Genomic DNA, 22,396 nt, shown 5'->3' on the forward strand with positions numbered 1-22,396 from the left:
ATTATTGGCCAATGTTCGAATGCTGGCCAGCCCTCGTCCTCCTACCCTGCACCTCCACTCTCTCAATAAAGGCTGACGATCATGCTGTACCCCCTGCTCGGTGTCTTCGGCGTGTGCGCTGGCGTCACCACGCTGTTGTTCGGCTTCGGCGGCGGTTTCTTCGCTGTGCCCTTGCTCTACGCATTGCTGCTCACCAGCCACGCGGCGGGCTCCCCGGTGGCACTGCACGCCATGCAGATCGCCGTGGCCACCTCTGCCATGGTGATGATCTTCAGCAGCGCCTTGGCCACCTGGCGGCACCAGCGCGCCGGCACGCTGCGCTGGGACCTGGTACGCCCTCTGGCGCCGGCCATCGCGCTGGGGGCACTGGCTGGCGCCTGGGCCGCCCTGTACCTGGACAGCACCTGGCTGCGTTGGCTATTCATCGGCTACCTGTTGCTGAGCCTGCTCGATGCATGGCTGCGTCCAGGCTTCATGCGCGTTGACAACCACCGCCCGGCGCCGCTGGGCAAGGCAGCGGCCACCCTCGCCGGCCTGCCGATCGGCGCACTGGCAGCGCTGCTGGGAGTCGGCGGCAGTGTGATGACCGTGCCGCTGATGCGCAGGCGCGGCGCCAGCATGAGCACCGCCACCGCCATGGCCAACCCGCTGTCACTGCCCATGGCGCTGGCCGCGACCCTGGTGTATGCCCTGGTGCCGACTCCGGGAACGGACCTGGGCACGGGCCTGCTGGGCTACATCGACCTGCGTGCGGCACTGGCAATGGCCGCAGGCGCCTGGCTCGGCATGCACCTGGCGGCGCCGCTGCTGGGGCGCCTGAGCGATACCCTGCATGCGCGGGCCTACCTGGCACTGCTGGCCTGCGTGCTGGTGGTGATGCTGGGGACCGGCCGCTGAGCGAAACGGCTGGCGAACCGCCCGCCGAGGCCTGTAGTGTGCGGGTTCACGTGCCGCCAGATGTAGCGGCATGGCCCAAGGAAGGCATCTTATGACGAAACTCGACCGAGCCCTGCTCACCACCGGCCTGTTCATCCCACTCTGGTTGCTGCTGGGGGTTTGGCTCACCGCTCAGGCTTACCCCGGTTACCAGCACCTGCAGCAGGCCATGAGCCAGCTCGGGGCGACAGGCGCACCGACCGCGGCATTCTCGCCCTGGGTCAACAACTTCCCATTGGCACTGCTGTTTGCCTTGTTCGCCTGGGGGCTAGCCCGTCGCTGGCGTCACTCGAACGTCGCCCTGGCGAGCGCGCTGTTGGTGCTGTTGCACGGTGTTGCAAGCCTGGGGACTGGGGTATTCGCCTGCGACCCAGGTTGCACCCCCACAGAGCCTTCGTTCTCCCAGCACATGCATAACCTCAGCGGTCTGCTGATGTTCCTGTCGTTGACCCTGGCCAGCCTGCTGTGGGTCTGGCTGGCACTGCGCATGGGTGATTCACGGCTGCTCGCCATTGGCTCCCTGCTTTGTGTGGTGTTCTCCATCGGCACGGTGGCGTTGATGGCACGGGCAGCCGAAACAGGCCAGCTCTTCGGTCTCTATCAACGAATCAACTACGGCGTGGCGGTGCTCTGGGTTGCTGGGCTGGCTTGGTTCTCCCTGCGCCTGCCCACCTCCTGCCCGACAAAGCTGCTTGTCGTCTGACGGCAAATTGCTGGCCCCCAGGCGTTCAAAGCGAAGGCAAACTCCCTTTTTCTTCAGACGCTTAGGACAGCAACATGCGGGTATTTCTAGCAACCCTGGCCAGCTGCGTACTGGTGGTCACCGCATTCGGCGCCCAGGCCAGGCCGCTGAGCCAGAACGATCGCAGCGTGTGTGGCTGGGGCGCGCAGATCGCCGCCGACGCGCAGCATGCCAAGCTCTCCGGGGTGACGCTCTATGCGCAGCGCAAGAAACTGCAAGTGCGGCGCTTCGCCAAACCCTGGATGCGCATGACGGCGTTCGGCATCACCGAGCAAACCTACAGCAGCAGCTCACGCCTGCCGCCGAACGCCATCAAGCAGACCTACTACGAACAGTGCGTCCATCACGCCGTCGCGCGCCGATAACGAACGCGGGCCCCTGGTTCAACTGGCCTGATGCCGACATCCGTGATCGATGTCGGCGCTTTTACCGACGGCTCGCCGCGCGATGCAGCCGCCCAGTCCTGTCACTAGCGCAATCCACCTGATTTCTTGCCTGATTCTCTGAACCTGCTGCCCGACGGATAGGAAACCTGTCCACCAGGGTCTAGAGTTTTCAGATCGGGAACCCGCCTCATGCGCGCGCGGCATTCCTACCAGGGCCCTGCCTCGATGCACTGCCCTGCCTATAACGACGAAACACCAACCGATGATCAGCGGGTGAACGCCATGGAACTACGCATCAACCAGAAGACCTATCAGGTCGACGCCGACGCCGATACCCCCCTGCTGTGGGTGATCCGCGATGACCTGGGCATGACCGGCACCAAATACGGCTGCGGCCTGGCCCAGTGTGGCGCCTGCTCGGTGCTGGTGGACGGCAACGTGGTGCGTGCCTGTGTCACGCCGGTGGCCGGTGTGGTTGGCCGTGAAGTGACCACCATCGAAGCGATCGAGGCCGACCCGGTGGGCAAGCGCGTGGTTGCGGCCTGGGTCGAACATCAGGTCGCCCAGTGCGGATACTGCCAGTCTGGCCAGGTGATGGCCGCGACCGCCCTGCTCAAGCACACGCCAGCACCGAGCGACGAGCAGATTAGCGCCGCGATGGTCAACCTGTGCCGCTGCGGCACCTACAACGCGATCCACGCCGCGGTGCACGAGCTCGCCGCCCAGCCCGCCGCCAAGGAGAGCGTCTGATGAACTCGCCCATCGACATCCCGTCCGAACTGCGCGACCTGAAACTGGATCAGCCGGTCAACCTGTCGCGTCGGCGCTTTCTTGCGGGGAGCGCCATCGGCGCCCTGGTGATCGGCTTTGGCTTGCCGATCGGCTCGGCCCGGGTCCAGGCCGCCACCGCGGTGACCGCAGAGCGCGGCACGCAGGTGCCGGCATTCCTGGAAATCCGCCCTGACGGCACCGTGCGCCTGCTCTGCCCCTTCATGGAAGGTGGCCAGGGCACATTCACCGCCATGGCGCAGATCGTCGGCGAAGAATTGGATGTGGAACCGGCCCACTTCCTGATCGATGCCGCACCACCTGGCGAAGCCTATGTGGTGATGGAGAATGGCCTACGCATCACCGGCGGCAGCATGTCGGTACGCATGAGCTACCCAACCATGCGCCGCCTTGGCGCGCTGGCCAGGGCCATGCTGCTGCAGGCCGGTGCCGACACCCTGAAAGTCCCGGTCGGCGAGCTGAGCACCGAACCGGGCAAGGTGGTGCATGCAGCCTCCGGCCGCTCGGTCGCTTATGGCGACCTGGCCGAGCGCGCCATGGACCTGCCTGTGCCGGACCCGGCCAGCGTCAAGCTGCGCGATCCCAGCCAGTTCCGCTGGATCGGCAAGCCGGTACGCCGTCTCGATGCCTACGACAAGTCCACCGGCAAGGCTCAGTACAGTATCGACCTCAAGGTCGACGACATGCTCCACGCAGCGGTGCAGCACGCGCCACGACTGGGCATGACGGTGGGCGGCCTGCGCAACGAAGCGCAGGTCAAGGCGATGAAGGGCGTGCATTCGGTGCATGTCCTGCCGGGTGCAGTGGCGGTGGTCGCCGAACGCTGGTGGCATGCCAAGCGTGCAGTGGAGGCGGTACAGGTCGACTGGCAGGAGCCGGGGGCCGATTCGAAGGTACGCACGATGCCGGCTGACTTTTCTAGCGATGCCTATCGCGATCACCTGGCCGCACAAACCGGCCCGGCGCGCGATGACGAGAACGAAGGCGATGTAGCGGCTGCGCTCAAGGGGGCCAAGACCCAGGTGGAAGCCACCTACCACAACCAGTACCTCAACCACGGCCAGCTCGAACCGCCGTCGGCGCTCGCGCGCTTCAATTCCGATGGGTCGCTCGAAGTCTGGCTGCCCAACCAGGCGCCGGACATGTTCCGCGACGACATCGCCAAGCGCACCGGCCTTGCCAAGGAACAGATCATCCTGCATTCGCCGCTTCTGGGCGGTTTCTTCGGGCGCCACTTCCTGTACGACTCGGCCAACCCCTACCCACAGGCCATTGCCCTGGCCAAGGCGGTCGGGCGCCCGGTCAAGCTGATCTGGACCCGCGAGGAAGAGTTCGTACGTGACGTGCTGCGGCCCGTGGCAGTGGTCAAGTTCCGCGCCGGGCTCGACGAGAAGGGCCTGCCGGTTGCCATCGAAGCGGTCAGCGCGACCGAGGGCCCGACCGAGGCAATCGCCGGCAAACAGGGCGAGAAGATCGACCCCACTGCCCTGGAAGGCCTGGCGGGCAAGTCCTATGCCATTGCCAACAAACGCATCGCGCAAATTTATGTGAAGGGCCCTGCCATGCTGGGCTACTGGCGTTCGGTCGGTAATTCGCTGAACGACTTCTTCTATGAGTCGTTCCTCGATGAACTGGCCGACAAAGGCGGGCACGACCCGTTCGAGCTGCGCCTGCATCTGTTGCGCGACAACCCACGCCTGACCACCCTGCTGCAGGCTGTCGGCGAATTGTCCGGTGGCTGGAAGCGTGGCCCCTTCACCGCCGAAGATGGAACCAAGCGGGCCCGCGGCGTGGCCATGGCCTCGCCGTTCGGTTCGGAGGCGGCGGTGATTGCCGAAGTATCGATCGAGAACGGCCAGGTCAAGGTGCACGACATCTGGCAGGCGATCGACCCGGGCAGCATCGTCAACCCGGCGATCGTCGAGCATCAGGTCAACGGCGCCGTGGCGCTCGGCCTGTCGCAGACACTGGTGGAGGAAGCGGTGTGGGTCAACGGCATGCCGCGTGCGCGTAACTACGACCTGTACCCGATCCTGCCGCCATCGCGCATGGCCCGGGTGCATGTGCGCATCGTCGAGAGCGGGGCGAAGATGGGTGGCATCGGCGAGCCGCCGCTGCCGGCAGTGGCACCAGCGGTGGCCAACGCCGTGGCGCGGCTGACCGGCCAACGCGCACGCAGCCTGCCCCTCAGCCGCCATACCTTTGCCTGACACGGAAGCCCTCATGAAAAACAGCCGACTGGTCACCACCACTCGCTGGCTTGCGCTGCCCTGCCTTGTCGCGGCAGGCCTGCTGGCCTGGTATGTCACCCGCGAGGTCACCTCGCCCTTCGAGCAGGAAACACCAAGTCCCGACCAGGCGCTGATCGCCCGCGGCGAATATGTCGCGCGCCTGAGCGATTGCGTGGCGTGCCACAGCCTGCCCGGCAAGGCGCCGTTCGCCGGCGGCCTGGAAATGGCAACGCCCCTGGGCGCGATCCATGCCACCAATATCACCCCGGACCGCAAAAACGGTATCGGCAGCTACAGCCTCGCTGACTTCGACCGCGCCGTGCGCCATGGCGTCGCGCCGGGCGGGCGCCGGCTGTACCCGGCCATGCCCTACCCTTCCTACGCCAAGCTCAGCGATGACGACATGAGGGCGCTGTATGCCTTCTTCATGAAGGGCGTGCAACCGTCCGACCAGGCCAATATCCCCAGCGATATTCCCTGGCCGCTGAACCTGCGCTGGCCGATCGCCTTGTGGAACGGCCTGTTCGCCGCCGACAAGCCCTACGCTGAAAAGCCCACCGAAGACCCCCTGTGGAACCGCGGCGCCTATATCGTCCAGGGCCCGGGCCACTGCGGCAGTTGCCATACGCCACGTGGCCTTGCCTTCAACGAAAAAGCGCTGGACGACTCCGGCGAGGCGTTTCTCGCCGGAGCCCTGCTCGACGGCTGGTATGCGCCGAGCTTGCGCCAGGACCACAACACCGGGCTCGGGCGCTGGAGCGAACCCGAGATCGTGCAGTTCCTCAAGACCGGTCGCAACAAGCATGCGGTGGTGTACGGTTCGATGACCGAGGCGTTCAACAACTCCACGCAGTTCATGAGCGACGACGACCTGGGCGCGATTGCCCGCTACCTGAAGTCCCTGCCGGGTGATCCCCAGCGCGACGGCGCCCCCTGGCAGTATCAGGCCATGTCGGCGGCTACCCGTCTGGATGCACCGGGCGCGCACAGCTACGTAACCCGCTGCGCGTCGTGCCATGGCTTGGACGGCCAGGGCCAGGCCGAGTGGATACCGCCACTGGCCGGCGCGACCTCGATGCTGGCCAAGGAAAACGCTTCGGCAATCAATATCACCCTCAACGGCTCGCAGCGTGTCGTCGCCGCCGGGGTGCCGGATGCCTACCGGATGCCCGCGCTGCGTGAACAGATGTCGGACCAGGAGATCGCCGAGGTGCTGAGCTTCGTCCGTACGACCTGGGGTAATACCGGTGGTGCGGTCGATGCAAAGGCAGTGGCCAAGCTTCGCGAGCATACCGACCCTGCCAGCAGCAGCCCGATCGTGCTGCATATGCGTTGAAGGAGCGCCCATGGAAAGTATCGACCTGCTGGTCCTGCGCACCGCTCGGGACTGGCTGCAAGCCGGCCACCGCGTGCTACTGGCCACCGTCGCCCGTACCTGGGGCTCATCGCCACGCCCGGTCGGCTCGATGATGGCCTTGCGCAGCGACGGGCGGGTGGTCGGCAGCGTCTCCGGCGGCTGTATCGAAGACGACCTGATCCACCGCTACACCACCGCCTACGGTGGCCCCGGCCTGCCTGAAAGCACCCCGCAGCGCGTGCGCTACGGCGTTACCGCCGACGAGGCCCATCGCTTCGGGCTGCCCTGTGGCGGCACGCTGGAGCTGATTCTGGAGTTTTCACCGTCGTGGCAGTCGCTGGCCCAACTGCTTGAGCAGCTCGACAGCGGCCAACTGGTGCGCCGTCAGGTCGACCTGCACAGCGGCGCGGCCACCCTTCTCGCCAGCGCTGCCCCGGAGCAGTTCAGCGTTGATGGCGAGCACATGGCCAGCACCCTGGGCCCGGGTTATCGACTGCTGCTGATCGGGGCCGGCGCCCTGGCCGAATACCTGGCGACCATGGCCCTGTTCAACGGTTTTCGTGTCTCGGTCTGCGACCCGCGGCCCGAGTACATCGACGGCTGGAACGTGGCCGGCGTCGAGTGCCTGGTCGGCATGCCCGACGATGTCGTGCGCGACTACGCCCCGGACTTGCGTACCTGCATCATTGCGGTCAGCCACGACCCCAAGCTCGACGACCTGGCCCTGCTCGAAGCGCTGCGTGGCCCGGCTTTCTATATCGGTGCCATCGGCTCGCGGCGCAACAGCCAGCAGCGTCGCGCGCGGCTGATCGAGCACTTCGGTGAAACCGACGCCAGCCTTGCGCGCCTGCACGGCCCCATCGGCATCTACATCGGCAGCAAGACTCCGGCCGAGATTGCCGTGAGTGTGATGGCCGAGATCCTTGCCGCCAAGAACGGCGTCGAACTGCCCGGCGCGGTGAACGTCACCAAGGCCAAGCAGGCGCGCGAACAACAGGCGCTGCCTGCCGCCTGACCCTGCGGTATGCTTGCCTGCACCCCATGCCGCCACACTCGGACAACCCACCATGACCGAACCCCAAGCCAGAGCTCGCTGCGCCGCCCTGGTGCTCGCCGCCGGACGCGGCACGCGCTTTGGCAGCGACAAGCGCAAGGCCGTGCTCGCGGACGGACAGGGCCTACTGGCCAGCACCTTGAAACAGGTACAAGCCTGTTTCGACCCGGTGTATGTGGTGCTGCGCTGCGACGATGATCCGCAAACCCTGGGCATCGACGCGCAAGCCCACATCGTACGCGCCTCACAGGCAGCTGATGGCATGGGAGCGAGCCTCGCGGCCGGCATCACGGCCCTGGCCAGCATCGATGCCCCGGCCGTGGCCGTGCTGCTTGGCGATATGCCGTGGATCGCACCACGCACCTTCGAGCACCTGCTCGGTCACCTCGCTGCCGAACGTATCGTCCTGCCGTGCTACCAAGGCCGACGTGGCCATCCGGTCATCTTCGGGCGCCATTTCTGGGCAGCCCTCACCCGCCTGCAAGGTGACCAGGGTGGGCGACCGGTCATCGAGGCCAACCCCCACGCCTGCCTTGTGCTGGATCTCAACGACCCTGGCATCCTGCGTGACATCGACACACCCGCCGATATCCCGCCCACATCGACCTGAGTAATGGCCACCAGGCTTTGATCCGCACGTCCTGGCAGGTACGCTAGCGGTCTTGCCCCCGACCTGGAGCCGCACCGGTGACCGCCACGCTGACCACCTTCTACCTGGAAATGACCTCCCCGGATGCCCTGCGCAGCAAGCCTGCCCCCGATGGCTTGACGATCGTCGAATGCGAAGTCGTCCAGCCGGAGCTCAACCGCTTCCTGTACCAACTGGTGGGCAAGGCCTGGGGCTGGACCGACCTGAACAGCTGGAGCGACGAACAGTGGCTGGCGGTTGTCGGCCAGGACTGCCACCGCACCTGGGTGGCCTACCACCGTGGCGCCATCGCCGGCTACTACGAACTGCACCGCCCCGACGGCGAGAACACCGAGATCCGCTACTTCGGCCTCGCCCCGCAGTTCCTTGACAAGGGCTTCGGCGGCCCGCTGCTCAGCCAGGCCATCCGCAGCGCGTGGGAGTGGCCTGGCACGCGGCGGGTCTGGGTGCACACCTGCAGCCTCGACCATCCCGCCGCCCTGGCCAACTATCAGGCCCGTGGCCTGCAACTGTACAAGCAAGAGCACGAAGCACTGGGGTGACGGTTGCGCGAGGCTGGCAGCGCTTGCTGCCTATGCCCAGTAGCTGGACCGTCTGCTGTCCCAGCCACTGGATTGATCGGGCGCTGGGCGCTCTACGATTCGCACAAGCACCTAGGCCAAGGACGCCTGGCGCGCGATCCGTGCACCCAGCATCCCGGAAAAAGATACCAGCATCAGTACTGCGAAGACCCCGGCGATCGGCAGGTTCGACTCCAACCCGAAGCCACTGACCGTCGCCGAGGCAATCGAACCGAACACCAGCATCAAGCAGCCCTGCAGACTCGCAGCCACCCCAGCGCGATCAGGAAACAGTGCCATCGAACGGGCCATAGCATTGGAGAAGATAAAACCCTGGCCGAAGGCGATCAGCATGATACCCGCGAGAATGTTCGCCAGGCTCAAGGTGTCGGCAGCCGCCGCGATGCACAGTACCCCCACCAGAAACAGCGCCAGCCCGCTCCACATCAAGGTATCGGGTGAAACGGTACGGACCAGCGCACGGTTGGTCAGTGTGCCGACCAGATAGCAGCAGCCCACACCCAGCGCAGTGGTGCCGAAGTAATGAGCGTCATGGCCGAGCACATCCTGGACGATATGTGGCCCAAACACGTTCCACAGCAGGAATGCGGAAAAGCTCGCGCCGAGCACCACCACCGAGGCACGGAAGCGCTTGTCGGCCAGGATGAACCGATAGCCGACCACCGTCTGCAAGGCACTGCGACGGGCACCGGTCGGCAGTGACTCCTTGAGCCCGGCAACGACGAAAGCCAGGACCATCAGGGCATAGGCGGCATACAGCACGAAGTTGTAGCGCCAGCCGAAATGCACCTCGATCAGCCCGCCGATATAGGGCGCGATGACTGGCCCCAGGCCGAACGCCAGGCTGAGGTAGATGATCGCGACATAGAAGCGCGGGCCTTTGACGATGTCGACCAACACAGCACGGGCAACGACCTGGCAGGCGCCAATGGCAAAGCCCTGCAGCGCACGCGCCAGCAGCAGCATCTCGATGGACGTCGCAGCAGTGGCCAGCAGGCTGCCGACCACGAACACGCCCAGGCCCAGCAGTACGGCAGGCCGGCGCCCGCGCGCGTCGGCCATCACGCCGAAGAACAGCTGCCCCAGGGCATAGAACAGCAGCGTGATGGTGATGGTGTTCTGCATCAGCGCAGGCCCCGCGCCCAGTTCGCGTCCGATGGACGGAAGGCTCGGTGCATACAGATCGATGGCGATGCCCCCCAGACTGTTGACCAGCGGGGCGAGGAAGACGATGAAGTTTTCATAACGCGTATTGGCGTGCATAGGATCTCCGGCGTGCCGGGCAGCGAAGCGCCCGGCACGCACATGGGTCAGACAGATGCCTGGTGGGCGAACTGCGGTGGCGGGATGGAAGGTGCCGGGGCCTTGAGCCAGGCACTGGGCGAGGACAGGCGCGAAACCAGTACGCGCGGTGCCTGGTCGTAGTAGGTCCCCCAGTTGACACCGGGGTCCTTGACCCGACGCGGATCGGCCAGGCCCAGGTCGTCGAGGTTGTCGACGATCGCTGCCAGCAGCTGCTGGACCTGTGGCGTGGCGGTCAGCACCACCAGGCCGAAGTTGCGCAGCGCCAGGGTGCGGATCACGTTGTCGAGCAGGTACTTGCCGGCGCCGCTGCCGCTCTGGAACGAGGCGAAAGCACCGATCTCCGCGATACGCGCACGGTCGATGGCATAGCGTTCATCCAGCGCATGGTCCAGGTAGTACTCGCTGAACAGCTTGCCGGAGTCGCCGTAGCTGATGCCGGCACAGGCGTAGCCTGGCGCCCCACCGGTCGAGCCGGTCAGGCAGGCGAACAGGTCGGGCTGCGGCACGGGCGTTGCCTCGTAGTGCTTGAGGTAATGACCCCTTACCGCCTCCTGCAGGCAGCGGTAGCCGGGGCGACCCTTGTAGAAATTGCGCACGATGTACATGGGCGACGTCCCGTCCTAGGCGTACAGTTGATCGATGAATCGCGCTTCGATCTCGGCGCGCCGCGGTCGTCCGGTGACCGTGTAGAACTGGTCACGAAACGCGGCAATGTCCTCGACCACCTCGACCCGTCGCACCCGCGCGAAGTCGGCAAGGCGGTGCTCCAGGCGCGCCATCTCGTCCCGCACGCTGGCGGGGCTCGCGGTGCTGAGGACGATGGCACACGGCTCGTCGCGCCCCTCGCCCATGACGATCATGTCGTCGACCAGCGCGCTCTCCTTGTAGACGTTCTCCACCCACTCAGGCGAAATGTTGCGCGCCGTCGAGAGGATGATCACGTGCTTCTTGCGCCCGGTGATGTACAGGAAACCGTCACGGAACTCGGCGATATCGCCGGTGTGCAGGTAGCCGTCGGACAGGTCGCAGGCCGTGTCGTCGGCGTTGTAGTAACCCGCGCAGAGGGTCGGCGTCTTCACCAGCAACTCGCCGTCGACCAGCTTGGGCTCGATGCCGTCGAGCAGCTTGCCAGCCGAGCCGATACGCCGTTCTGCAGGCGAGTTCAGCGAGATGATCGAGGAGTTCTCGCTCAGCCCGTAGGCCTCGAACACTTGCACGCCTCGGGCCTCCAGGGCCTGGAGCACGGTGGCCGGGATCTTCGCGCCGCCGGTGATGATGTGCGGACTGGCTGGGCCGAACAGTTGCTCGACAGTGGCACCCTGTTCGAGCAGCAGGTTGGCCTCCTCCAGCAGCTTGGGCGGCAGGTAGAGGAAGTTGGGCCGGTTAGGTGCGATCAGCTCCAGATAATGACGGGCATTGCCGCTGGCCGCGCCGTACTCGGTGACACCTTCGGGCATCAGCGTCAGGGTGCCGCCGGACAGGATCGGAATGAACACGCCCAGCACCTGTTCGATCAGCAGGCTCATCGGCACGATCGAGAAGTAATGCAGCGGCTGCTGCGGCAGGCGCTTCATCACGTTGTCGACCAGCAGCCCCACGGCCGCGTCGCGAATCATCACGCCCTTGGGCTTGGAGGTGGTGCCCGAGGTGTGGATCACCGAGACGATACCCGCGGGGATCAGTTCGTCGTCCTGGGCCCAGGGCGTGTCCGTGGACCGGGTCATCAATTGCCGGGGGATGAAGCTGGGCTTGTCTGGCAGGATCCGCTGCAGGCGCCGGGCGGTCGGCTCATCACTGACGAACACGGCGGCGGCCTTGCCGAGCAGGCTACCGATCTGATCGTCGGAAAATTCGATGGGCACCGGCAGCAACACACCACCAACCTTCTGGATCGCCAGCAGGGTGTACACCCACTCGTAGCATGAGCGCATCGCGATACCGAACACCTTGCGCTCGCAGTTGCCGACCCGAGCCTGCAGTGCCTGGGCCAGGCGTTCGACGTCATCGCGCAGGCCATGCAGGGTGTAGTCGCGCCCGTGCATCTCGCGGATCACCACGCGGTCCGTGCTGGTGGTCAGGTAGTGCTGCATTTTCTGGCTGATCATTGGCCGTTACCCCCGATGCGGTAGCTCTGGGCGCCGAAGATGCGTCGGCTGATATCGTCGAGGCGACGGCGGCCATGCATAACGCGGGTGTTGTCGATGACCACGATGTCGCCCTTCTTCCAGAAGTGGCTGTAGGTGTTACGGGCGGTGATTTCCTTGATCTCGTCCCAGATTTCAAGGGCGATCTCCTCGCCGTCGGCCCAGGTGATGCGTGGCGGCTCGTAATTGACGCTGGGGCCGAGCATCGAGTTGCAGAAGGCTTTGCGACCACTGAAGCAGCTGGTTTCCACCGCGCTGATCACCAGTTCGGAGGCGATCAGGTTCTGGTCGATGCGACGGTAGGTCTGGCCGGCCACCTGGTCGTTGACCTGCTGCAGGTGCTCGTCGGTGATGCTGTCGATCGGCAACTGCAGCTCGATGCTCAGAAAGCGCCGCACGTTGTGCCAGGGAATGCGCCGCGCATAGCGAATGGCACGGGACTCGAAGCTTTTACGGGTTTTCGACGACAGGTCGAATAGCACGCGCTCGCCATCGCACAGCGTGGTCTCGGAGCCAACCGACGCCGCTTCCAGGCAGTAGAACCACTGCAGGTCGGGGTTGAACGGCAAATTACCGTTTTCTCGGTGCAGTCCCATCTCGTGGACGCCTGCCTCGATCTCGGCGGTGTTGGCCGTGGCGGCCTTGCGCGCCGGATCGAAGGTGACCCGGGAGGAATGCGCGCTGACGAAGTCGTTGAAGTCTTCGAGCGAGTCGCTGAAGTCGCGGTAGATCACCGCACCGCTGTGGGCCAAATCTTCATAGAGTGCCGCAGTGCTCATCGAATCGAAGACGCGCAGTCCCGGTTCGACGGCATAGACACATTCAAAGCCATAGCACGGCGTGGGATGACGGTAGAAGGGTAGAACTTTCGCGTGAGTGTGGGCCAACATCTGACATCTTCCTTGGGAAATGGATTACAGACAGGCAGGCCGTCCGCCGCCTGACGCAAACACGTTAGGGGAAATGTCGTGGATGCTGGTTTTAAGAAACCTAAAGCCATGATGAAAAATTAAAAGTGCGTGCGTGCGAGGGAACGCACAGGGGGAAGGCGTTGTCCGGGCGCGGACCCTCGCCCCCGAGGAAGAGGTGCCAATAGGCATGGCTTGACGCGAAGAGGCCCTAAAGAGCCCTGTAACCACTGAATGTTCACTCATCCTGAGCGCCTGCAATCCGTGTCAAAAAAGCTGTTTCACCCAGCGCGGAGCAACTCTGCGGCCACGTCCTGGATCAACGTGCGCAAACTGGCGACATCCGTACCCAGCCCCCGGTCCCGCGACCAGATCATGTCCACCGTGAACACCGGAAACCCCATCGGTGGCTGACACACCCTCACCCCCTCGGGGATGCGCAGGTGGGGCAGCAGGCGCGCTGGCAAGGAGACGGTCGAAGGGACTGCGGTGAGGATGTTGACGCAGGCCTGGTAGCCGTTCGCCCGCACCAGCACGATGCGCGTGCGACCAATCTTCTCCAGCCAGCTGTCGACCATGTTCTTCTCCGAGATCCACGGTGTGGGGAAGACATGCGCCGAGGCACAGAACTCATCCAGGCTCATGGCCCCGTCCAGCGCAAGTCCACGCTGGCTGGTCAGGCAGACGAAACCGTCGCTGAGCACCGGCTGCCATTGCAGCTCGGGGTGCAGTTGGTGGTAACTCGGCCCGAAACCGATGGCCAGGTCGATATCACCGGAAATCAACCGGTCCACCGGCAGGTCGCGGCTCAGCCGATCGAGGTGCAGGGAGGTGTTGGCATGGCTGCGCGACAAGGTCGCCAGAGCCTGGGGCAGAAAGGCCAGCTCGAAGTATTCCGGCGCGCACAGACGCCAGATCCTGGGGGCCGTGACGCCATCGCCCGCAGGATCATCCTCGGCGCAGCGGTTGACCGACTCGATCACCACGCGCAGGTAGGGTGCGATCTTTTCCGCCTTGGCGGTTGGCTGCAGCAAACCCTGCGAGGAGGCGAACAGGGTGTCGTCGAAACAACCGCGCAGGCGTTTGAGGCAGTAGCTCACCGTGGGCTGGCTGACGTTCATCAGTTCGGCGGTGCGCTTGGCACTGCGATATTCCAGCAAGTTGAGAAACACCACGATGTCTTGCAGGTCCAGCTGCTTCAGGTAATTGCTGTGAAGCATGCAGGGGCCTCCTGGGTCATCATGTTCATGGAATGGGATCGACGTCTTCGGGGAGCTTGGCCAGCATCAGTTTGAGCATTTGCGCCAGGGCTTCGCGCTGCTCGGGCAGCAGCGGTGCCAGGAACTGGTTTTGCAAGTCGGTGTGGCTGAAAACCGCTTTTTCGATGGCCGCAAGCCCGGCTGCAGTCAGCGCCACCTTGTAGCTGCGCTTGTCGGCAGGGTCGTGGATCTGCTCGACCATGCCCGCCTCCTTGAGACGGCTCAGTCGATTGGTCATCGCCCCGGATGTGATCAACAACGAGTTGTACAGCTCGGTCGGGGTCAGCTGGTACGGTGCGCCGGAGCGGCGCAAGGTCGCCATGACATCGAACTCCCCTTCCTTGAAACCGTATTGATCGAGCACCGCGCAACGTCGGCGCTCGAGGTGTTTCTGCAGGCGCGCCATGCGCCCGAAGACTTCCATGGACGAAGCGTCCACCGAGGGCATCGCCTGCGCCCATTGCGCGACGACGAAATCGACATGATCTTTCATTGGCATAACCGTCCGTTCACCCTGAACTCCCCAAGGGCCACATCCCTGCCGTACCCCGGCACCTTCCAAGTATCTTAACGTTAAGTTATCTTGATATGCACGAGGTATGAATCGGGAGGGAACATGGCGTTCTTCGAACACAACCGAAATCGCTATTACTACTTTGACGCCGGGGCCGGCACCCCCACCCTGCTCCTGCACGGGCTGGGCAACAGTGGCCGCGCCTGGACGGACCAGGTCGGGGCCCTGCTGCGCCTGGGCCATCGCGTCATCGTACCGGACCTGCTCGGCCATGGCGCGTCTAGCAATGCGCCGGAACACATCACGCCTCACCTGCAAGCCCAGGAGCTGATCGCATTGCTGGATCACCTTGGGCTGGCCAGCACTCAACTGATCGGGCTTTCGCTGGGCGGCATGATTGCCCTGGAACTGGCCTGCACCTACCCAGATGCCGTGGACAAACTGGTAGTGGCCGCGACCTTCGCCAGCATGAACAGCTCCGCGCGCCATCACCAGCTCGATGAGTGGGTCGAAAACCTTTGCCAACCGGACGGCTGCCTGAAGCGCTTCAAGACGACATGGCCGCAACTGGTCGGCAGTTCCTTCGCCGCCTCCAGCCAAGGACAGAGCCTCTACCAGGCCTGGCATGCCCAGGCTGCCATGCAACGGGCGCGCTGCCAGACCAACTGGTGCGAGGGTATGAAAACCTACGACCCGAGCGATCGACTGTCACACATCCAGGCACCCACCCTGGTGCTTGCCGCCGACGGCGACCGCATCAGCCCACCTGGCGAGGCCGAGGCCATTGCCAGACGTATTGCTCACGCCCAGCTCATCACTTTTCCAGGCGACGGCCATGTCTTCAACGTTTCCCATGCCCCGGCCTTCAACCGGGCACTCAGTGGTTTCCTGCAGGAGCAACAGCGACATGGGTGACACACCCTCCAAGGCCAGCGTAGTGCTGCTGGCGATTCTGGTCGGCATCAACCTGCGACCGATCATGGCCTCGGTCGGCCCGCTGCTCGATCTGCTGCAACGCGACCTGGGCCTGAGCAACTTCCAGGGCGGCTTGCTGACCACACTGCCGGTGATGATGATGGGCCTGTTCGCCCTCGCCGGGCCTTGGCTGCTGCGCCTGCTCGGTGAGGTCAAGGGCGTGGCCATCGGCATGACGCTGATTGCCGCAGCCTGTGCGGTACGCACCTACGTCGAATCGTCCTCTGCACTGATCGCCAGCGCTGCCGTGGGTGGCGTCGGCATTGCCGTGATCCAGTCGCTGATGCCCGCGTTCATCAAGCGCAACCATCCGCAAAGCGCAGGGATGCTCATGGGGCTGTTCACCACGGGGATCATGGGCGGTGCGGCCATCGCCGCCGCCATTGCCGCTCCCAGCGCGGGCAAGCTGGGCTGGAACCTCACTCTCGGCTATGCCGCCATTCCGGCAATGATTGCGCTGATCGCCTGGCTGCTCGCCGCAGGCAACGTGCATGCCTATCCCACGGCGGCCGGCCTGCCCTGGCGCAGTGGCCGGGCCTGGCTGCTGCTGGTGTTCTTCGGGATCGGCACCGGGGCGTACACCTTGGTGCTCGCCTGGCTGCCGCCCTTCTACATCGAACTGGGCTGGACAGCGAAAAGTGCCGGCTACCTGCTCGGCGCACTGACCATCACCGAGGTCATCGCCGGTTTGCTGGTGTCGGCGCTGATTCACCGTTTCCCGGATCGCCGCCAACCCTTGGCGCTGGTGATCCTGCTACTGATCGGCGGGCTGGCCTGCCTGATGGCGGCGCCGCTGCAACTGGCCGCCTTGGCCATCCTGTGCCTGGGGCTGGGCATCGGTGCGTTGTTCCCGCTGTCGCTGATCGTCACCCTCGATCATGCACGCTCACCGACCGAAGCCGGGTCGCTGCTGGCCTTCGTGCAAGGGGGTGGCTACCTGATTGCTGCCTCGATGCCGGTGGTGGCCGGGCTGGTGCGTGACGAGTTCAGCTCGTTGCACTGGGCTTGGGCCGTCATGGCGGGTGGCGCTGTACTGCTGCTTGCCTTGAGCGCCCTGCTCCGGCCGGTAACCCCGCGAACGGTCGCCGCCCAGGCTTGACCCTCCTCGACTCCGGGGCGCTCTCCAGCGCCCCGGACGCCCTCCCCGATTTTTCCTGACCCGCCCCACCAGCGCACCACAGGCACTCTTTTGGTGCAAAAGCGCCGCAACCTCCCCCTGCCTACCCCGTCCCGTGCGCGCTGCAGCCCAGTGGCACAGCCTTTGCGACGGCCTACCGTGCCCCATTCGCGAACTTAGTTTTTTTAACGTTCATGAGCACATATTTACTAATTTATCCATCTGCGCCCACGCCCCATGATCGCTTCCAACAAGAAAGCGTCGCCTTTTGCCGACGCGCATCCGGGCACCTTTGAAGTGCCCATCCTTGCCTTGGAGTCCGTCATGACCAGCGCAGCCACATCGGCACCTCTCATAGAAAAACACACGATCGGATACGTGCCCCCCGAAGACCGCCATGGAAAGGTAAAGGACTTGTTCACCCTGTGGTTCGGCGGCAACATCGCGCCGCTGCCCATCGTCACCGGCGCCCTGGGCGTGCAGTTGTTCCACCTGAACCTGATCTGGGGCATCGTCGCCATCCTGGTCGGTCATCTGGTCGGTGGTGTGCTGATGGCCCTGCACTCGGCCCAGGGCCCGCAGATGGGCATCCCGCAGATGATCCAGAGCCGCGCCCAGTTCGGCACCCTCGGCGCGCTGCTGGTGGTGGTGATCGCAGGGGTGATGTACATCGGCTTCTTCGCCTCCAACATCGTGCTGGCGGGCAAATCGCTGCACGGTGTGGTCGACAGCGTGCCCGTGCCAGTGGGCATCGTCATCGGCGCCCTGGGGTCGGGGATCATTGGCATCATCGGCTACCGCTTCATCCATGTGCTCAACCGCATCGGCACCTGGGTGCTGGGCATCGGCATCGTGGTGGGCTTTGGCTATATCTTCACCCACGTGCAGAGCGATGACTTCCTGACCCGTGGCAACTTCAACATCTCCGGCTGGCTGGCCACTGTGTCGTTGGCAGCGCTGTGGCAGATCGCCTTCGCCCCTTACGTGTCGGACTACTCGCGCTACCTGCCGGCCGATGTGAAAGTGTCGTCGACCTTCTGGACCACCTACCTGGGCTCAGCCCTGGGTTCGAGCCTGTCGTTCATCTTCGGCGCAGTCGCCGTGCTGGCGATCCCCGCCGGGATGGACACCATGGACGCCGTAAAGCTGGCCACCGGCGCCATTGGCCCGCTGATGCTGGTGCTGTTCCTGCTCAGTGTGATCAGCCACAACGCGCTCAACCTGTATGGTGCGGTACTGTCGATCATCACCCTGGTGCAAACCTTCGCCTATCGCTGGATCCCGACCGCCAAGACCCGCGCCGTCCTCTCGCTGATCGTGCTGGCCGCGTGCAGCGTGGTGGCAGTCTTCGCCTCGTCCGACTTCATCGGTCACTTCGTCGACATGGTCTTGGTGCTGCTGGTCGTGCTGGTGCCGTGGACCGCGATCAACCTGATCGACTTCTATGCCATCCACAAGGGCGAGTACGACATCCAGTCGATCTTCAAGGTCGACGGCGGGATCTATGGGCGTTACAACCCGCAGGCGCTGATCGCCTACGCCGTCGGGATCGTGGTGCAGATTCCGTTCATGAACACGCCGCTGTACGTAGGCCCGGTATCGGAACACATCAATGGTGCCGACCTGTCGTGGCTGGTCGGGCTGGCGGTGACCACACCGCTGTACTGGTGGCTGGCCAGCCGTGACAGCGTCTACCGTCGCCGTCAGATGGGCGCCAAGCTCGCTGCCGGACATTGATGCAACGCGCTTGCCCTGCACTTGTGCAGGGCAAGCTGGTTTTTTCGCGGATGAATCGGAACACCTCTACGGCTCGAACCCTTCGACGATGATCACCTCGGCCTTGGCCACCCCCTGCCGATAGCGGCACGCCTCCTGATACAGATCCGACCGATAGCAGGCCAGCGCCTGCTCATACGAGTCGAACTCGATCACCACGTTGCGCTGCGGCGTCGCCCGCCCTTCCATCGCCTCGCTCCTGCCTCCCCGGGCCAGAAAGCGCCCGCCGAATGCCACGAACGCCGCTGGCGCTCGCTGGGTGTACTGCTGGTACTGCTCCGGGTCGGTGACGTCCACATGGGCGATCCAGTAAGCCTTCATCCGTCGATCTCCTGTATAGGGTTATTTGTGTATTATGGTATACCATAAAAACACCTGACCACAGTGAGCGTGCAGCATGGCTTTCAACAGCATCGAAGACCTTCTCGAAGACTACCGCCAGGGCAAGATGGTGCTGCTGGTGGACGACGAAGACCGGGAGAACGAAGGCGACCTGCTGATCGCCGCCGAGCGCTGTGACGCGCATGCCATCAACTTCATGGCCCGCGAAGCACGCGGCCTGATCTGTCTGACCCTGACCGACGAACACTGCCAACGCCTGGGCCTCGAACAGATGGTGCCGACCAACGGCAGCGTGTTCAGCACGGCCTTCACCGTATCGATCGAGGCCGCCAGCGGTGTCACTACCGGCATCTCTGCCGCCGACCGCGCGCGGACCGTGGCTGCAGCCATGGCCGCGGACGCCCGCCCCGAGCACCTGGTCCAGCCTGGCCATATCTTCCCCCTGCGCGCCCGCGAAGGCGGCGTACTGACCCGCGCCGGACACACTGAAGCCGGTTGCGACCTGGCACGCCTGGCAGGTTTCGCACCGGCCTCGGTGATCGTCGAAGTGCTCAACGACGACGGCACCATGGCCCGCCGCCCGGACCTGGAACTGTTCGCCGAGCGCCACGGTATCAAGATCGGCACCATTGCCGACCTCATCCACTATCGCCTGAGCACCGAACAGACCGTAAGGCGCATCGGCGAGCGTGAGCTGCCAACGGTACACGGCACCTTCCGCCTGGTGACCTTCGAGGACCGCATCGAAGGTGGCGTGCACATGGCGATGGTGATGGGCGACATCCGCCGCGAGCAGCCGACGCTGGTGCGCGTGCATGTCATCGATCCGCTGCGCGACCTGGTCGGCGCCGAATACGCAGGCCCTGCCAACTGGACGCTGTGGGCGGCGCTGGAGCGGGTCGCGGCGGAGGGCGCCGGGGTGGTGGTGGTCCTTGCCAACCACGAATCGTCCCAGGCCCTGCTCGAACGCGTGCCACAACTCACCCAGCCGCAGCGCCCCTACCAGCGCGGACAGTCGAAGGTGTATTCGGAGGTGGGCACCGGCGCCCAGATCCTGCAGGACTTGGGCGTGGGCAAGCTGCGCCATCTTGGCCCACCGCTCAAGTACGCGGGGTTGGCGGGGTATGAGCTGGAGGTGGTGCAGAGTATTCCCTTCCAAGAGCACTGATCCTGGCGGGGCCACATCCATCACAGCAGGATGACTGGTACCACCGAAGTCTTGCCAAAAGCTTGGAATACCATAATATGATATCCCGTAGACCTTAAATCTGCCGGCCACACCTACAATCACACAACGGCCACGAACCACCTGAAATAGCTGCTCCCGAACACAGTTGGCGGGCGCGACAAAAGCCCCGCCTCGAATAACAAAAGCAACGAGGGCGTAACCATGCTGTTGAGCAAACGAGTCACCGCTGTGCTGTCCGCAAGCCTGCTAGCCCTGGCCTGCCAGGCCACCCAGGCCGCCGACAGCCTCAACTTCGTCAGTTGGGGCGGCACCACCCAGGACGCCCAGAAACAGGCATGGGCCGACCCCTTCAGCAAGAGCAGCAACATCAAGGTCGTACAGGATGGCCCGACCGACTACGGCAAGCTCAAGGCCATGGTCGAAAGCGGCAACGTGCAATGGGATGTGGTCGATGTCGAAGCCGACTTCGCCCTGCGTGCCGCCAGCGAAGGCCTGCTCGAACCCCTCGACTTCTCCACCATCCAGCGTGATCGCATCGACCCGCGCTTCGTCTCCGACCATGGCGTCGGTTCGTTCTTCTTCTCCTTCGTGCTCGGCTACAACGAGGGCAAGCTCGGCGCCAACAAGCCGGTCGACTGGAGCGCGCTGTTCGACACCAAGACCTACCCCGGCAAGCGCGCGCTGTACAAGTGGCCGAGCCCCGGCGTGCTCGAGCTGGCCCTGCTCGCCGACGGCGTGCCTGCCGACAAGCTCTACCCGCTGGACCTGGACCGCGCCTTCAAGAAACTCGACACCATCAAGAAAGACATCGTCTGGTGGGGCGGCGGTGCCCAGTCGCAACAGTTGTTGGCCTCTGGTGAAGCAGCACTCGGGCAGTTCTGGAACGGCCGCGTCTATGCCCTGCAGCAGGACGGCGCCCCGGTGGGCGTGAGCTGGAAGCAGAATCTGGTCATGGCCGACTTTCTGGTCATCCCCAAAGGTGCCAAGAACAAGGACGCGGCTATGAAGTTCCTGGCCAACGCCAGCAGCGCCAAGGGCCAGGCCGACTTCGCCAACCTTACCGCCTACGCCCCGGTCAACCTCGACAGCGTGGCCGAACTCGACAAGAAACTCGCACCCAACCTGCCAACCGCCTATGCCCAGGACCAGGTGACCCTCGACTTCGCCTACTGGGCCAAGAACGGCCAGGCAATCGCCGCGCGCTGGAATGAGTGGTTGGTCAAATGAAAGTCGCCATCAACGCCCTGCACAACGCTCAAGGTGCCGACCCCGGCACCGGCGCCCCACGCGCGGCGGTGCGCCGACCGCCGCTGAGCCAGCGCTGGCGTGGCAGCCGCAACCTGCTGCCGGCCTTGCTGTTCCTCGGCCTGTTCTTCTTCGCGCCATTGATCGGCCTGCTGCTGCGCGGGGTGCTGGAGCCGGTGCCAGGGCTGGGCAACTACGAGCAACTGTTCGCCAACTCAGCCTACGCCCGAGTGCTGTTCAACACCTTCTCGGTGGCGGGCCTGGTGACCGTGATCAGCGTGTTGCTGGGCTTTCCGCTGGCCTGGGCGATCACCCTGGTGCCTCGCGGCTGGGGTCGCTGGCTGCTGAACATCGTGCTGCTGTCGATGTGGACCAGCCTGCTGGCCCGCACCTACTCCTGGCTGGTGCTGCTGCAGGGCTCGGGGGTGATCAACAAGCTGCTGATGGCGCTGGGCATCATCGATGCGCCGCTGGAGATGGTGCACAACCTCACGGGCGTGGTGATCGGCATGAGCTACATCATGATCCCGTTCATCGTGCTGCCACTGCAGGCGACCATGCAGGCCATCGACCCGATGGTGCTGCAGGCCGGCTCGATCTGCGGCGCCAGCCCCTGGACCAACTTCTGGAAGGTGTTCATCCCGTTGTGCCGCTCAGGCTTGTTCTCGGGTGCGCTGATGGTGTTCGTGATGTCGCTCGGTTACTACGTCACCCCGGCATTGCTGGGCGGTGCGCAGAACATGATGCTGCCCGAGTTCATCATCCAGCAGGTGCAGTCGTTCCTGAACTGGGGCCTGGCCAGCGCCGCCGCGGCATTGCTGGTGGTCATAACCCTGGTGCTCTTCTACCTGTACCTGAAGCTGCAGCCGGAATCCCCGGTCGGCAATGCGAGGTAAT

The 22,396-nt window shown here is 64.5% G+C and carries 22 protein-coding genes; 15 read left to right on the top strand and 7 right to left on the bottom strand.

The features are described from left to right. Positions 1 to 81 precede the first annotated feature (81 nt). From ACK3BK_RS13635 to ACK3BK_RS13675, 9 genes are all read left to right on the top strand, one after another. Positions 82 to 897: a sulfite exporter TauE/SafE family protein gene (locus ACK3BK_RS13635; RefSeq protein ID WP_202885241.1), complete on the top strand. Its 816-nt coding sequence runs from the start codon at positions 82 to 84 to the stop codon at positions 895 to 897. 91 nt (positions 898 to 988) lie between these two features. Beyond that, entirely contained in the window at positions 989 to 1,639 is a 651-nt protein-coding gene (locus tag ACK3BK_RS13640; protein ID WP_186708906.1) for a DUF998 domain-containing protein, read from the top strand. A gap of 74 nt (positions 1,640 to 1,713) precedes the next feature. Next, positions 1,714 to 2,043, top strand: coding sequence for a hypothetical protein (locus ACK3BK_RS13645; RefSeq protein ID WP_186664282.1), 330 nt, complete (start codon positions 1,714 to 1,716; stop codon positions 2,041 to 2,043). A gap of 303 nt (positions 2,044 to 2,346) precedes the next feature. Then, complete coding sequence (locus ACK3BK_RS13650; protein ID WP_054890890.1) at positions 2,347 to 2,814, top strand: (2Fe-2S)-binding protein; 468 nt, start codon at positions 2,347 to 2,349, stop codon at positions 2,812 to 2,814. Then, on the top strand, positions 2,814 to 5,063 hold the full coding sequence (locus ACK3BK_RS13655; protein WP_411382609.1) for a molybdopterin cofactor-binding domain-containing protein: 2,250 nt from the start codon (positions 2,814 to 2,816) through the stop codon (positions 5,061 to 5,063). The genes ACK3BK_RS13650 and ACK3BK_RS13655 overlap by 1 nt, the downstream gene beginning before the upstream one ends. Positions 5,064 to 5,076: 13 nt before the next feature. Continuing rightward, the gene (locus ACK3BK_RS13660; protein ID WP_186664278.1) at positions 5,077 to 6,420 is read left to right on the top strand and encodes a c-type cytochrome; all 1,344 of its coding nucleotides are present in this window, start codon (positions 5,077 to 5,079) and stop codon (positions 6,418 to 6,420) included. Positions 6,421 to 6,430: 10 nt separating this feature from the next. Continuing rightward, a complete protein-coding gene (locus ACK3BK_RS13665; RefSeq protein ID WP_411382610.1) occupies positions 6,431 to 7,456 on the top strand; it encodes an XdhC family protein in 1,026 nt (341 codons plus the stop codon). Between the two features lie 52 nt (positions 7,457 to 7,508). Then, entirely contained in the window at positions 7,509 to 8,105 is a 597-nt protein-coding gene (locus tag ACK3BK_RS13670) for an NTP transferase domain-containing protein (RefSeq protein WP_411382611.1), read from the top strand. Positions 8,106 to 8,182: 77 nt separating this feature from the next. After that, entirely contained in the window at positions 8,183 to 8,686 is a 504-nt protein-coding gene (locus ACK3BK_RS13675) for a GNAT family N-acetyltransferase (protein WP_186664272.1), read from the top strand. Between the two features lie 111 nt (positions 8,687 to 8,797). Here the strand turns inward: ACK3BK_RS13675 and ACK3BK_RS13680 are convergent, their stop codons facing one another. The 6 genes from ACK3BK_RS13680 to ACK3BK_RS13705 all read right to left on the bottom strand — a co-directional run bounded on the left by ACK3BK_RS13680 (position 8,798) and on the right by ACK3BK_RS13705 (position 14,834). After that, entirely contained in the window at positions 8,798 to 9,988 is a 1,191-nt protein-coding gene (locus ACK3BK_RS13680) for a multidrug effflux MFS transporter (RefSeq protein ID WP_411382612.1), read from the bottom strand. Between the two features lie 47 nt (positions 9,989 to 10,035). Continuing rightward, on the bottom strand, positions 10,036 to 10,635 hold the full coding sequence (locus ACK3BK_RS13685) for a thermostable hemolysin (protein WP_411382613.1): 600 nt from the start codon (positions 10,633 to 10,635) through the stop codon (positions 10,036 to 10,038). Between the two features lie 15 nt (positions 10,636 to 10,650). Beyond that, positions 10,651 to 12,135 (bottom strand): AMP-binding protein, encoded by a 1,485-nt coding sequence (locus ACK3BK_RS13690; RefSeq protein ID WP_411382614.1) that lies wholly within the window; start codon positions 12,133 to 12,135, stop codon positions 10,651 to 10,653. Then, a complete protein-coding gene (locus ACK3BK_RS13695; RefSeq protein ID WP_411382615.1) occupies positions 12,132 to 13,064 on the bottom strand; it encodes a TauD/TfdA family dioxygenase in 933 nt (310 codons plus the stop codon). Before ACK3BK_RS13695 ends, ACK3BK_RS13690 begins: the two co-directional genes overlap by 4 nt. A gap of 299 nt (positions 13,065 to 13,363) precedes the next feature. After that, on the bottom strand, positions 13,364 to 14,302 hold the full coding sequence (locus ACK3BK_RS13700) for a LysR family transcriptional regulator (protein WP_411382616.1): 939 nt from the start codon (positions 14,300 to 14,302) through the stop codon (positions 13,364 to 13,366). A gap of 25 nt (positions 14,303 to 14,327) precedes the next feature. After that, entirely contained in the window at positions 14,328 to 14,834 is a 507-nt protein-coding gene (locus tag ACK3BK_RS13705; RefSeq protein ID WP_186664260.1) for a MarR family winged helix-turn-helix transcriptional regulator, read from the bottom strand. 123 nt (positions 14,835 to 14,957) lie between these two features. Here ACK3BK_RS13705 and ACK3BK_RS13710 point away from each other — a divergent pair, with 123 nt between their 5' ends. From ACK3BK_RS13710 to ACK3BK_RS13720, 3 genes are all read left to right on the top strand, one after another. Beyond that, a complete protein-coding gene (locus ACK3BK_RS13710) occupies positions 14,958 to 15,770 on the top strand; it encodes an alpha/beta fold hydrolase (RefSeq protein ID WP_186711729.1) in 813 nt (270 codons plus the stop codon). Further along, positions 15,763 to 16,929 carry an MFS transporter gene (locus ACK3BK_RS13715; protein WP_186711730.1) on the top strand — a complete coding sequence of 389 codons (1,167 nt, stop codon included), beginning with the start codon at positions 15,763 to 15,765 and terminating at the stop codon, positions 16,927 to 16,929. Before ACK3BK_RS13710 ends, ACK3BK_RS13715 begins: the two co-directional genes overlap by 8 nt. Before the next feature lie 342 nt (positions 16,930 to 17,271). Further along, the gene (locus ACK3BK_RS13720) at positions 17,272 to 18,684 is read left to right on the top strand and encodes a purine-cytosine permease family protein (protein ID WP_186664254.1); all 1,413 of its coding nucleotides are present in this window, start codon (positions 17,272 to 17,274) and stop codon (positions 18,682 to 18,684) included. Between the two features lie 66 nt (positions 18,685 to 18,750). Here ACK3BK_RS13720 and ACK3BK_RS13725 read toward each other — a convergent pair whose 3' ends face one another. Further along, positions 18,751 to 19,044: a DUF1330 domain-containing protein gene (locus ACK3BK_RS13725; protein WP_186664252.1), complete on the bottom strand. Its 294-nt coding sequence runs from the start codon at positions 19,042 to 19,044 to the stop codon at positions 18,751 to 18,753. Positions 19,045 to 19,120: 76 nt separating this feature from the next. On the opposite strand from ACK3BK_RS13725, the gene ribBA reads away from it, so the two are divergent. The 3 genes from ribBA (at position 19,121) to ACK3BK_RS13740 (ending at position 22,395) form a co-directional block, all read left to right on the top strand. Further along, positions 19,121 to 20,233 carry a bifunctional 3,4-dihydroxy-2-butanone-4-phosphate synthase/GTP cyclohydrolase II gene (ribBA, locus tag ACK3BK_RS13730; RefSeq protein WP_411382617.1) on the top strand — a complete coding sequence of 371 codons (1,113 nt, stop codon included), beginning with the start codon at positions 19,121 to 19,123 and terminating at the stop codon, positions 20,231 to 20,233. Between the two features lie 222 nt (positions 20,234 to 20,455). Then, entirely contained in the window at positions 20,456 to 21,481 is a 1,026-nt protein-coding gene (locus ACK3BK_RS13735) for an ABC transporter substrate-binding protein (protein WP_186664244.1), read from the top strand. Further along, positions 21,478 to 22,395 (top strand): ABC transporter permease, encoded by a 918-nt coding sequence (locus ACK3BK_RS13740; RefSeq protein ID WP_054890793.1) that lies wholly within the window; start codon positions 21,478 to 21,480, stop codon positions 22,393 to 22,395. The genes ACK3BK_RS13735 and ACK3BK_RS13740 overlap by 4 nt, the downstream gene beginning before the upstream one ends. The last annotated feature ends 1 nt before the right edge of the window (position 22,396 follow it).

The sequence above is a fragment of the Pseudomonas sp. L7 genome, assembly GCF_046605565.1.
In the GTDB taxonomy this organism is placed as follows: domain Bacteria; phylum Pseudomonadota; class Gammaproteobacteria; order Pseudomonadales; family Pseudomonadaceae; genus Aquipseudomonas; species Aquipseudomonas wayambapalatensis.